10 protein-coding genes and 1 pseudogene are annotated in these 12,612 nt (G+C 52.3%); 1 reads left to right on the top strand and 10 read right to left on the bottom strand.

Features of this window, described 5'->3' with window-relative positions:
• Positions 1-51: 51 nt before the first annotated feature.
• On the bottom strand, positions 52-1,044 hold the full coding sequence (locus JD108_RS02465) for a PstS family phosphate ABC transporter substrate-binding protein (RefSeq protein WP_228728269.1): 993 nt from the start codon (positions 1,042-1,044) through the stop codon (positions 52-54).
• A 180-nt stretch (positions 1,045-1,224) separates the two neighbouring features.
• On the opposite strand from JD108_RS02465, the gene JD108_RS02460 reads away from it, so the two are divergent.
• A complete protein-coding gene (locus JD108_RS02460) occupies positions 1,225-1,419 on the top strand; it encodes a DUF378 domain-containing protein (RefSeq protein ID WP_198828430.1) in 195 nt (64 codons plus the stop codon).
• A gap of 86 nt (positions 1,420-1,505) precedes the next feature.
• Here the strand turns inward: JD108_RS02460 and JD108_RS02455 are convergent, their stop codons facing one another.
• The 9 genes and pseudogenes from JD108_RS02455 to JD108_RS02415 all read right to left on the bottom strand — a co-directional run.
• Positions 1,506-2,045: a GerMN domain-containing protein gene (locus JD108_RS02455; RefSeq protein WP_198828429.1), complete on the bottom strand. Its 540-nt coding sequence runs from the start codon at positions 2,043-2,045 to the stop codon at positions 1,506-1,508.
• Positions 2,046-2,084: 39 nt separating this feature from the next.
• Positions 2,085-3,815 carry an N-acetylmuramoyl-L-alanine amidase gene (locus tag JD108_RS02450; RefSeq protein WP_198828428.1) on the bottom strand — a complete coding sequence of 577 codons (1,731 nt, stop codon included), beginning with the start codon at positions 3,813-3,815 and terminating at the stop codon, positions 2,085-2,087.
• A gap of 238 nt (positions 3,816-4,053) precedes the next feature.
• Complete coding sequence (locus JD108_RS02445) at positions 4,054-5,421, bottom strand: M28 family peptidase (RefSeq protein ID WP_228728268.1); 1,368 nt, start codon at positions 5,419-5,421, stop codon at positions 4,054-4,056.
• Positions 5,422-5,648: 227 nt separating this feature from the next.
• A complete protein-coding gene (locus JD108_RS02440; protein WP_228728267.1) occupies positions 5,649-6,131 on the bottom strand; it encodes a hypothetical protein in 483 nt (160 codons plus the stop codon).
• A gap of 24 nt (positions 6,132-6,155) precedes the next feature.
• Positions 6,156-6,416 (bottom strand): hypothetical protein, encoded by a 261-nt coding sequence (locus JD108_RS02435; protein ID WP_198828427.1) that lies wholly within the window; start codon positions 6,414-6,416, stop codon positions 6,156-6,158.
• 133 nt (positions 6,417-6,549) lie between these two features.
• The gene (locus JD108_RS02430) at positions 6,550-8,187 is read right to left on the bottom strand and encodes a peptide ABC transporter substrate-binding protein (RefSeq protein ID WP_198828426.1); all 1,638 of its coding nucleotides are present in this window, start codon (positions 8,185-8,187) and stop codon (positions 6,550-6,552) included.
• Between the two features lie 298 nt (positions 8,188-8,485).
• Positions 8,486-9,217, bottom strand: coding sequence for an NPCBM/NEW2 domain-containing protein (locus JD108_RS02425; RefSeq protein ID WP_228728397.1), 732 nt, complete (start codon positions 9,215-9,217; stop codon positions 8,486-8,488).
• A 318-nt stretch (positions 9,218-9,535) separates the two neighbouring features.
• On the bottom strand, positions 9,536-11,161 hold the full coding sequence (locus JD108_RS02420; RefSeq protein WP_198828424.1) for a peptide ABC transporter substrate-binding protein: 1,626 nt from the start codon (positions 11,159-11,161) through the stop codon (positions 9,536-9,538).
• 188 nt (positions 11,162-11,349) lie between these two features.
• Positions 11,350-12,567: pseudogene (locus tag JD108_RS02415) on the bottom strand (peptide ABC transporter substrate-binding protein); the annotation flags it as partial.
• Positions 12,568-12,612: the final 45 nt, after the last annotated feature.

The following is a 12,612-nucleotide window of genomic DNA, read 5'->3' as shown; positions in this document are numbered from 1 at the left end:
TGTGGCGTTACCCTTTCATAACGCCACATTCCTCGTCATCCGCTGTCAGGATTACTGAATCTTGGCAAGCGATTCTTTATAGGAATCCTCGGTCATCGGCACGTAGAATACCGATTTCACCAGTTCCGGTGCATTTTCCAGATAGAACTTCACGAATTCTTTTACTTCCGCTCTTTGCAGAGAAGCTTTGTTCGCATAGATGTAGATCGGACGGGCCAGCGGTTTGTAGGTGCCGTCTTTAATCGTGTCAAAGGAAGGAAGCACCGCGTTGCCATCGCCGCTGTCGATCGGTACCAGCTTCAGCTTGTCTGCGTTTTCTTCGTAGTAGGCGAAGCCGAAGTAGCCCAAGCTGTTTTTGTCGCCGGCAATGCCTTGGACGAGAACGTTGTCGTCTTCGCTGGCGGTGTAGTCAGGACGGCTTTTCTTGGCCTCTCCCACGACAGCCTCGGTGAAGTATTCAAAGGTACCGGAGTCCGTACCGGGTCCGTACAGTTTGATTTCCTCTGCCGGCCAGTCAGCGCGCACGTCTTTCCATGTTTTCACTTTGCTGTCTGGTTCCCAGATCTTCTTCAGCTCGTCAACGGTCAGCTTGTCTACAAAGCTGTTCTCCTTGTTGACGACGACGGAGATGCCGTCATACGCCACGGGGATTTCCACAAACTCAATGCCTTTTTCTTTGGCTGCAGCGGCTTCGCTGTCTTTAATCGGACGGGATGCGTTGCTGATATCGGTCTCGCCAGCCGCGAATTTTTTGAATCCGCCGCCGGTGCCGGATACGCCAACGGTCACCTGCACGCCTGCATTCGCTATTTGGAACTCTTCCGCTGCCGCTTCCGTGATCGGGAATACAGTGGAAGAACCGTCTACCTTGATCGTCCCGGACAGGTTGCTGGCGTTGTCAGCAGGAGCTTTCGCTTCCGAACCAGTGGATGAACCGTTAGAGCCATTCGCAGCGGGGGCAGGAGCTGCATTGTTGGTTCCACATCCTGCGAGAACGGCACCTGCAATTGACATGACCAGCATAAGACTACCGAGTTTTTTCACGATGAAAATCCTCCTTAGAATCGGTTTGTTTTCCTCTTTCCAATTACAGATGATACAGGTCGAATGTTGTTCTATTATGTTGGCTTTGTAAATCTTTCTTAAAGTTTGGCAGAGGGCTTGATTATTTCAGAGGAAAAATGGGCAGACTGGTACTACTTTTTATGAGGAGGGAGTATTTCGATGGACAAACTTGCCTTAATCCTTGTCATCATCGGCGCGATCAACTGGGGACTCATCGGACTGTTTCAATACGATCTGGTCGCCAATTTGTTTGGCGGGCCCGATTCGATGGTCAGTCGAATCATTTACACTTTGGTGGGTCTGGCCGGAATCTACTCGATCAAGTTTCTGGTGGGGGACCGCGAGAGGACTTGACCCGGGAGCTTGTCTCCTTTTGGGCAGACAAAAAAAAGCACATCCGGTTGTCGGATGTGCTTTTTGGCGTTGATCGGGAATACGGGTTACTGCCTGGTCATCGGCTGGTCGATGCTGACATGACCCGCGAGAGTTCCTGCGGTCTTGCCGTCTACTAAGAAAACGATCTTTTCCACTTCGTCAAATTGGAAAAGCGTTTCACGCAGGGCTTCGATAGCCATGGCCTCTACGCCCGATCCCATGTTATAGACGTTCTTGCCGTCCGCATCAATGGTCAGCGTCCCCTTGTCAAACGTGACGGAGTGGTAGTGAAAGTCTTGCCACAATGGGTAATGAGCCTGATCCTGCGGCTTTTCCAAAAGAGCAATCGCTTGCTTGTACTTGTCCAGATCATCCGTATAGGCAATGTCGTGCTGCTCTTTGACGACTTCCATCACATTGCTGTCGGTGTAGTAAACCGTGATCGTTTCTTTCGTTTTGACCGGTTCTGCAGACGGGGCGGCAGATGTGCCCGGTGTTTCGGTTTGTCCGGCTGGCGGCTGTGCCTGCGGCGCTTTTCCCTGTCCGCATCCCGTCAGCAGCAAGAGCGCTGCGACGGCCGCCACCCAAAAACGGCTTTGTTTCATGAAAGGCCTCCCCTTTCCATTCAATTTGCCAAGGCAGCCTTAGTAATAAGATTCATAGTATTCGCGTACGGCAGCTGCCAGAGCTTCGGCCACCTTTTGCTGGAAAGCGGGGGAAGTCAGTTTGGCATTCTCTCCCGGATTGGAGAGGAAGCCCGTCTCTGTCAAGACTGCGGGCATGGTCGTATGCTTGATGACGTAAAAGCCCGTGCTCTTTACGCCGCGATCGAAAAACTGCGTCGCCCCCTGCAAATGCCGGTGGACCACTTCGGCAAACGTCTTGCTGTTGGCATGGTAATAGAAGGTCTCTGTTCCTTGGGCAGTCGGCTTCGTGAAGGAGTTGGCGTGAATGGACAGGAACAGATCCGCGTCCCGCTCATTGGCAAAGGCCACTCTCTCCTCCAGCTTCAGGTACTCATCTGTAGTACGTGTCGCCTCCACCTGGAACTCGGGATACTTCCTCAGCAGTTGCACCAGCTTGTTCGAGACAGCCAGGGTAAAGTCTTTCTCCAAATTGCCCTGGGTACCGGTCGCCCCTCGGTCTGCACCGCCATGCCCGGCATCGATGACGATTCGAAACCCGGTCTTCTTCGGTACAGGAGAGAGCTTGACCTCGATCCCCTCTTCCGTATACTCCAGATTATACTTGCTCTTTTGATTGAGCTCAATCACCACGCGCACCGTATGCGGCGATGCGCTGTACTGACTGTAGCGAATATCGGCGATAAGCGCGTCATCGCGGGATGCCTCGACCGATTCCCGGCCGCGGACGTCCGCGTCGGACTCATCCTCCGACTCTGCTTCGCCGTCTTCCCTCTCGGTCGCCCGGTCGCTTTCGCCTTGCTCCCGGTCATCTTCATCGGCATCTACAGCCTGCTTTTCCTCTTCGACAGTCGTTTCACCAGCCTGTTCTTCACTGGATGCGCTCTCTCTTTCCAGCTTGTCCAACAGACGCGGGTCCAGCTCTGTCTGCGGCAAATCGAGGACGATCCGGTGCGGTCCCTGAAGGACGAAGGCATCCGCCGTGACCGAGAGATCGGTACGGATGCGGATCACCTGGTCATCCTGGCTCACTCCGGTAAACCGGGCGAGACGCTCGATTTCAACCAGATTCTGCTCCGGCGTCCAGGAGTAACGGCCGCCCAATTCCTCTTCGATCAGGGACAGCGGCAGGGTCAATTGGCCATCGATGGTGATGCCCCGCTCCGGGTGCTTCCATACCTGACCTTTTTTTCCTACCTCTTTGGCGACGGCATCCGCTGCGAGGAACAGCTCGTCCCCCCGTTGAAAGGCTTTTAGCGTCTGAACCGGCTTCTTTCCATTGTAGCGAATCTCCGGCGTCTCGTTGGCGATGACAGTGCGCGTCTTGTCATCCCATCCGACAGTGACTCCGAGCGATTCCCCGACGAAACGGAGCGGCAGGAGCATGCGCTGATTGCGCATGACCGGCGCTGTATCCAGTTGTACGCGTTTGCCGTTTACCAGCGCATCCCTCGACCCGACGGTCAGCTGCAGCGTCTGCTGACCCCGGGTGATCACGGCGGTTCGCGTCTCCTGGTTCCATTCCACTTGGGCTCCCAGCCCCTCCGCAATGACTCTCACCGGAACCAATGTGCGTCCTTTTTCGATCATCGGCGGCACATCCGGCTGGACGGCTTGTCCTCCGATCATCAGCTGAACGGCCTGCTCCGCGCTGCTGCCCGCAGCCGACGCCCATCCCGGAATGAGCAGCATCGCCATCAGCATCCATAGTGGTAACCAACGTGTATTCATCCTGACCTCCTTCTTGGTGTTTTTACGTTTGGTATCAAGTGAAACCCAGCGGTATTGCGCCATACTATTAGACGCGCCACCCCCCGCAAAGTTTGTAGGCTTTTGGACTCAAATCCGGTCGAAAAAAAGAAAAAAGTGCCGAGTTTCGGCACTGGCACATGGTCTGGCTATTTACGCAAGCGAAGGCTGCCGAATCATCTCGGCAGCCTTTCGTTTGGCGTCCTCTATCTGATTACTCCTACTCCAGTTCTCTTTGTTCGAACTCGTAATCCACTTTCTTCGGAGCGACTTTGGCGTTTTCGAGCGCAGGCGTGTCCGGACGGGCGATCTGGTACACCGCTGCACCGACGATCTCTGCCACTTCCTGCAGCTTCTCCTTGCTGATCTTGTCAATCGTGTCCTCCGGCGTGTGGTACCACGGCTCGACCGGCGCGTGGATGAACAGGGCGGCAGGGATGCCTACCTCAGCGAAAGGAACATGGTCGCTGCGCCCTTCCTGGCCGTAGTTGACGGTCTCGGACAGGCGGGAACCGGCGGCCGCTCCCAGATCCGTCACGATGTTTTTCTCCCCGTCCACCGTGTACATGATCAGCTTGCCAGCGTCGCGGCTGCCGACCATATCCATCTGGAACATCCCGACCGTTCTCTCGATTTCATCTTCCGTCAGCGAGTCGACATAGGCGTAGGAGCCGAGCAAGCCGTTCTCTTCCGCACCGAATGTAATGAAGCGAAGCTCCGTATCAATCGGCATGTTGGCCATCACCCTGGCCAACTCCAGCGTCGTGGCTGTACCGGAAGCGTCATCGTTTGCTCCAGGCGCACCTTCGACTGAGTCATGGTGGGCTCCCACGATGACGATCTGGTTGGTGCTCTTTTTCTTGTCAGGCTTCTTGGTGGCGATGACGTTATAAGAGGTGCTCTCTTTCGTCTCCGCCCCTTCTACCTCCACCGTTGCCGTCAGCGACTCGCCTGCCTCCAGCCTCTCCAGCAACTCCTGGCCTTGTGCTCTGGTCAAAGCCAAGGCAGGCACGTAATCGCTGTCGGGGCCTCCGAGTGTTCCGTTAATCACGCCGGAGGTGTTGTTAAAGATGAGCACGGCCTCGGCGCCAGCCCGGGAGGCGTTCAGCACCTTTTCGCCAAAGGGGATTTCGCCGCGGCTGATCAGCGCGATTTTGCCGCTCAGATCCACTCCATCGAGATCGCTGGTTCGGCCCAGGCCGGCGTATACCAGCTCTCCCGTAGCTTGTCCATTCACGCCGTAAGAGAAATTAAGAGGTTCCCAGTCGGTGTCCTCAAAGCCGCTGACCTCAAGCGAGATGTGGTCCGGCTCCTTGTAGCTCATAAACTTAAACGACTGCAGTTCGGTATCGTATCCGTACGACTTGAACTGCTTCTCAAGGTATTTGGCAGCATCATGCTCTGCCCGGGTCCCGGCTACTCTCGGCTCTTTGGACAGATATTCTATCGTATCGTAGATGTTGTCCACCTTGATCCGTTTGACGATTTTGTTGTCAAAAGCACTGTCAGAAGGATGTGGCGCAGCATAGGCAGGCAAACTGAAGGCCAAGCTGGCTATTAACGCGAGCGGAAGTACCTTTTGTTTCAAGATTATTCTCCCCCTTGCCAAAATGTGGATTATATTGTCTATTATCAGGATTTTCGCTCCGTTTGTGTAGTCTGAATCGTCAGACAATTAACCAGACCATCCGACAGCATCTGAGGCTCCTCCCTTCGACAAACAGGCTTCGCCTCCATTGGACGGCGAAGCCCTTCCATGCAGATCAACACAGAGAAAAAAAAGAGACGTTCGCTATTCACCGAACGTCTCTTTCGCTAACCGATCATCCGCCCATCCCGTCGGCTGACGGGAGCCGCACTCCTTCCCCTCAGTCCACCGTTGGCCAAAAATTGTTGAATCATGGCGATGACGGCCGGATTGGAGAGCACTTTGACAGATTCGGCCACCTTGGGATTTTTTAATTGCGGAATCACGGCCCCCAGTTGCGGCAGAAGCGGCAGCAGGTCTTCCAAAGGCAACGCGGGCTTCGGTTTCGGCGGCTCCAGCTCGACCGGAATCGAACGCCTTCTGCCGAACAAGACGCCTCCTCTGCTCCGGGAGGGCTGTTTCACTTTGATCCTGCTGATCGTCTCCTTCATCTCCTCAATATCGCGGCGGACTTGCTGCATCTCCCGCATCACCTGCTCATTGCTCGCCGAATTCTCTTCTGCGATGCGATGGATCGCTTCCGCCAGCATGACCCGGGAAGATGGATTCTTTTTTGTCTTTCCTTTAGCTTTGGCAGCGATCGTCCCCACCTCCTCCCTCATTTTTCAGCACCATTATTTTTTAAATCTGTTTTTGATGGCGTTGAGATCGCCGGGTTTGACTCCTTTTTGGGCCAGCTTGTTCATCAAGCTGCCGACATTTTCCGTTCTCGCCATGCTCCGAAACTGTTTGACGTAGCTGTTCAGCTCCTGGTCTGTGAAGGTTTTTCCGGACTTTCTGCCCAAATCGCGAATGACTTCCTTGAGACCGGCGTCTGATTTCAACTTATCCTTGGGTATCGATCTGACGATACTCAGCAGCTTTCCGATATCCATGCACAAATCCCTCCCGATATAGCGGTACTCCTTTCTACTCTATGTAAGGAAGGCGAAGGGGGATTGGTCATTTGTCCCTGGATCAGAAAAAAAGAAGAGAGCACATGACTGTGCCCTCTTTGAATCGTCTATCTTATTCAACGGTTGCCCATTTGTAATCGACATCGCCCAGACCGGTGATCACCACGTCTTTGACGCTGTCTTTTTGTACCCAAGATTGCGTGTAGAAGTAAATAGGCGCGATTGGCATTTCATCCATCAGGATTTTCTCAGCATCGCCGAGAACCTTGAGGCGCTCGTTATGATCTTGGATGGTAGCGGATTTGTTCAGCAGCTCTTTGTACTGAGCATTTTCCCAGAAGGTATCGTTGTTTCCGCCGTTTTTCTCCTTGTACAGCTCCAGGAAGTTGATCGGATCGTTGAAGTCACCCAGCCAGCCCATGCGGCCGATTTGGTAGTTTCCTTGGTGCATGTCTTCCAGGTAAACCTTCCACTCTTTGTTTTCCAGCTTCACTTCTACGCCCAGATGCTTTTTCCATTGGTCTTGGATCGCTTCTGCAATCTTTTTGTGAGCTTCGGAGGTGTTGTAAGAGAGCGTGATCGGCGGCAGCTTGTCGATGCCGAGCTCTTTCATGCCTTCTTCCAACAGTTTTTTCGCTGTTTCGGTGTCGTTGTCTTTGAAGTAGCCGTCTTTGTTGATGGCCATGGACATCGGCAGCGCACCCATCGCCGGGATTTGACCCGATTGCAGGATGTTGTCGATCAGGGATTTACGGTCAATCGAGTAAGCAAACGCTTTACGAATTTTCGCGTTGTTGAACGGTGCTTTCTCCGTGTTGAATTTGTACCAGTACGTACCCGCGATCGGTTGGGTTTTCATTTTGCCGGATTCGATCAGAGACGGGATGGCATCTGTCGGCAGAGCGCTCAGCGGTGCACCGGCCCAGTCGATCTCGCCGTTGTCGAACATGGACAGCTCGGTATTTTCATCCTCAACCATGGAGAACTCGATTCTGTCCAGCTTTACGGAATCTTTATCCCAGTAGTTTTCGTTTTTCACGAGAACCAGCTTGCTCTTGTGTTCCCACGCTTCCATTTTGAAAGGACCGTTACCTACGTGAGTGCTGGCTTCTGCTGCCCATTTTGGATCCGCTTCCACGACTTTTTGGTTAACCGGGAAGTACGTCGGGAATGCAGTCAGCTCCAGGAAGAACGGAGTTGGGTTTTCCAGTTTTACTTCCAGCGTTTTGTCGTCCAGGGCTTTTACGCCGACGTCGTCTTGGCTGGCTTGCCCTTTGTTGTAGGCTTCCCCGTTTTTCACGTAGTAGAGCTGGTAGGCGTAGTTGGAAGCTGTTTTCGGATCGAGAGCGCGTTTCCATGCGTATTCAAAATCTTTTGCGGTAAGCGGATCGCCGTTGCTCCATTTCGCTTCACGCAGGTGGAATGTATATGTGAGACCATCTTCGGATGTTTCGATCTTTTCTGCGATAGATTCATGCGGCTGTCCGTCCGCACCCACACGTGTCAAACCGTCAAAGGTAGCACGGATGATCGCTGCGGAAGTGGTGTCTTCGGAAATGCCAGGGTCGGCAGTCGGCGGTTCAGAGTGAAGGTTCAATTTCAGAACTTTCGGACCTGTTTTCTCCGGAGCAGCTGCCTGTTGGTTGTCAGGTTGGTTTCCGGTTTGCGCTTGGTTGCCGCCGCCGCATCCAGCAAGCGCTGCACCAAGAACCAGGATGGAACTCATTGCTACAAAAATATTCTTTTTCATGCCACTTGTCCCCCTTGTCTAAATCTTTTATCAATATACATGCTTTTACATTCTTTTTAAATAAGTTTAATCGCGATTTAACAAAATTTTATTTGTTTATAAAGATTTTTATAAATAAATAAAAAAATATTTACTGATAAAAATTGGGCGGGCGATTAGAGGCCTTGCGGCAGTTGGAAAAAGCCGGCATGGACGGACCGGACAAGTCTTGGAGAAAAAATAAAGACTTCTTTCCTGTTTTCCAAAAGCAGGAAAGAAGTCTTCTCTGGCGCAAATCGCATTTTTGGCGAAAATCACGCTAGCGAAGCAGAGCGTTTCCGATAAAGGCGTAGATATCTTTTTTGTCATTGCCTGCTACTTTGCGCATCTCCAGCTCCAATACCTTGACGCCTGTCACATTGACGTGGATCAGCTGGCTCTGGCTCGCCTTCATGCGCGGGCTTTCGTGGAGAACTTTGCCGTCTCCCTTGATCCTCCAGATAATCAAGTCGGTCTTATTGGGAGAATGGTCGTCGACGGCCACGACACCGGAGAGTTCTTTGTATTTTCCGTTCAGCTCGACGCTGATAACCTGTCTCGTCGTGGAGGGGTAGCGGTCATTGGCGATGACATCAATGCCGGTGTAGCCGATCCCGTGATCGTAGATCGTCCCCCCTGCGGAAAAGCTGCCGTTATCCCAGTTGTCCACATTCGACTTCGTGGCGATATATCCGTACGGCATTTTATATTTGAGCGAGGAAAGTCTTGTTTCGCTGCCTACCGCAGCAGTCGGCGCACCGATGGTTACCGTGCTGGCGTTGGCATCCCAGGTCACATTTTTCCCGGCTGCCGTGCCGACATAAGTAACCGGTGCATAAGGCACCCCTTTGTACAAAAATGCGTCATTGGTCTCCCGCAACTGGCCGTTTACCATGAATTTGATGGGCTTGAAGTCCACCTGAATCGACTGAGTGGCGGCGTAGGTCAGGCCGGAGAAAAAGATGGACCCCAGAAGGAACCCCGACACAAACCCCAGCTTCGATTTTTTCATCAAGATGACCCCTCCTATTGTACTGGCAAATCGAGCCAATCATAACATTATTTTCTCTATTTGGGGTTGTGTCTATGGAAGGATTTGTCTGACAGTTTTGTATGACTTCTTTCCTGATTTGTTTTGCCGCTGAAAGTTTCGGATTGGGCATAGGTCCCTCTTTCATGAAAGGCCTTCTTACTACGAGGCTGTGGGGTGAAGAAGCCTATTTCCCTGCTTAACTCCGGGCTACGGCTCCGAATTCAAGCAAAAAAGAAGGGCCACGTAATGGCACCCTTCTTTTGATGAATCCAGTCAGAGAAACCTCTGCCCGCGTGATTATTCGATTGTCGCCCACTTGTAATCGACAAAACCGAGACCGTCGAGAACGACGCCTTTTACTTTGTCGTTTTTCACGTAGGAGTGCGTATAGTAGTAGATCGGCGCGGCCGGCATTTCGTCCATGAAGATTTTCTCTGCTTCGGCGAGAATCGCTTTGCGCTTCGCTTCGTCTTTCTCCATGGCCGATTGGTTCAGCAGCTCTTGGAATTTTGCATTCTCCCAACGAGTATCGTTGTTTCCGCCATTCTTGAACTTAAACAGTTCCAGGAAGTTGATCGGATCGTTAAAGTCTCCGCTCCAGCTGGAACGGCCGATCATGAACTTGCCTTGGTGCAGGTCATCCAGGTATACCTTCCACTCTTTGTTCTCCAATTTGACTTCTACGCCAAACGCTTTTTTCCACTGGTCTTGCACCGCTTCGGCGATCTTTTTGTGACCTTCAGAGGTGTTGTAGGCGAGCGTAATCGGCGGAAGCTTGGTCAGGCCTTCCTCTTTCATGCCCTCTTCCATCAGCTTTTTCGCTGTTTCCACATCATTGTCCTTGAAGTACGGCTCCGAAGTGAGAGCCATGGTCGGAGGCACGAGGCCCATCGCCGGCTGTTGGTTCGCCTGCGTCACATTGTCCACGATAGACTGACGGTCGATCGCGTACGCAAACGCTTTCCGAATCTTCGCGTTGTTGAACGGAGCTTGTTCCGTGTTGAACTTGTACATGTAGGTGCCCGCGATGGCATGTACTTGCATCTTGCCGGAATCTTTCAGAGCTGGGATGGCGTCGGTCGGCAGCGCGCTCAGCGGAGCGCCGGCCCAGTCGAGATCGCCGTTGTCAAACATGGACAGCTCGGTATTCTCGTCCTCTACCATGGAAAAATCGATCTTGTCCAGTTTTACGGCATCTTTATCCCAGTAGTTTTCGTTTTTCACGAGAACCAGCTTGCTCTTATGCTCCCAGGTTTCCATTTTGAACGGACCGTTGCCCACATGGGTTTTGGCTTCCGTCGCCCATTTGGGATCGGCTTCCGCTACTTTTTTGTTGACCGGGTAGTAGGTGTAGAAAGCGGTCAACTCGAGGAAGAATGGCGTCGGGTTCTCCAGCTTTACTTCCAGTGTCTTGTCATCCAGTGCCTTTACGCCCACTTCATCGGCGCTGGCTTTATTTGTATTGAATTTCTCGGCATTTTTAATGTAGTAGAGTTGGTATGCATAGTTGGCAGCTGTCGCCGGTTCCAACGCATGCTTCCAAGCGTATTCGAAGTCATGAGCGGTGACAGGGTCGCCATTGCTCCATTTGGAATCGCGGAGATGGAAAGTATAGGTGAGTCCATCCTCCGAGATATCGATTTTTTCGGCTACGGATTCATGGGGCTTCCCGTCTTCACCGATCCGGGTCAGGCCATCGAAGGTCGCCCGCAGCAAAGCGCCGGATGTAGAGTCTTCCGCCAAGGCAGGGTCAGCTGTAGGCGGTTCTGCATGCATATTGAGACGCAGAACTTTGGGTCCCGTGCTCTCTTCGTTTTGTGTATTGCCTTGGGCATTGCCTTCGGGTTTGTCTCCGCCGCAACCAGCCAGTGCAGCACTCAGTACGAGAATGGAGCTCATGGCTGCGAAAATGCTTTTTTTCATCGTAGTTCTTACCTCCCCTTATCAACCAATAAGACTCGTTTCATACTATACTTCAATTTTAGTAATGTTAAAGCGATTTTAATCAAGTTTAATTTTAGTTTATGTAAACATTTATTAGAGTAAACGAAAATAAAAACCGTTCCATTTTTCGAACGGTTCTGATTTTGCGCTATATTTTTTATTTGCCTCTATTTCTGAACGATCTCGGCCCACTTCAGGTCGACAAACCCAAGCGGGTCTACCTGTACGCCCCTGACGTTTTCATTCTGCACCCAGATGTCCACGTCCGTAAACATCGGGATGAGCGGCATCTCATCCATGATAATCTGTTCCGCTTCGGCAAACATCTGCTTGCGCTTCTCCAGGTCCAGCTCCGCCGCCGCCTGTATGATCAACTCTTTGTAGCGGGGGTTTTCCCAGCCTGTGTCGTTGTTCCCCCCGTCTTTGTCGCGGAACATCTCCAGGAAGTTGATCGGATCGTTAAAATCTGCGCTCCAGCCGATTCGGCCAATCTCGAAGTTCAGCTCCGTGAGATCCTGCAGATGCACTTTAAACTCTTTGTTCTGCAGCTTCACCTCAATGCCCAATGCCTTTTTCCACTGATCCTGGAGCGCCTCGGCGATCTTCTTGTGGCGGTCTACCGTATTATAGGAAAGGGTCAGGACGGGCAGCTTGCTTTGGCCCAGCTCCTTGAGTCCTTCCGCCAGCAGTTTTCTTGCGGTTTCCACATCATTGTCCTTAAAGTACCCCTCCGGTTTGAGCATCATCGTCTGGGGCAAGATTCCCATCGTCGGCACTTGCCCAACCTGCGTGACGTTATCGACGATATCCTGTCTGTTGACCGCATAGGCGATCACTTTCCGAATTTTTGCATTATTTAACGGAGGCTTCGTCGTATTTAATTTATACCAGTACATCGAAGCTTGCGGATGAATCACCAGCTTCCCCGCGGCTCGCAAAGCCGGGATGGCATCGGTCGGGATTCCCCCCATCGGCTGGCCGGCCCAATCCAGCTCGCCTTTTTCAAACATCGCCAGCTCCGTATTGTCGTCGTCAATCATGACGAATTCGATTCGGTCCAGCTTCACCGCTTCTTTGTCCCAGTAGTTTTCGTTTCTCTCCAGCACGATCTTGCTCTTGTGCTCCCAGATGCTCATCTTGAACGGACCGTTTCCTACATGTGTCGCCGCTTCCAAAGCCCAGTCGGGATTGGCCTCCACTACTTTCTGGTTCACCGGGTAATAGGTGTAGAAGGCAGTCAGCTCCAGGAAAAAGGGGGTGGGATTCTCCAGGGTGACCTCCAGTGTCTTGTCGTCCAAGACTTTGACGCCGAGCTGTTCGGGCGAAGCCTGCCCGGCATTGATTTTCTCTGCATTCTTGATGTAGTAGAGCTGGTAGGCGTATTCGAAGAAAAGGCAGCCCCGAACAGTCTTGCTCGTTCTGGCTGCCAT

The sequence above is a fragment of the Brevibacillus composti genome (genome assembly GCF_016406105.1).
Lineage (GTDB): Bacteria > Bacillota > Bacilli > Brevibacillales > Brevibacillaceae > Brevibacillus > Brevibacillus composti.
This window is presented reverse-complemented; position numbering and strand designations above follow the sequence as displayed.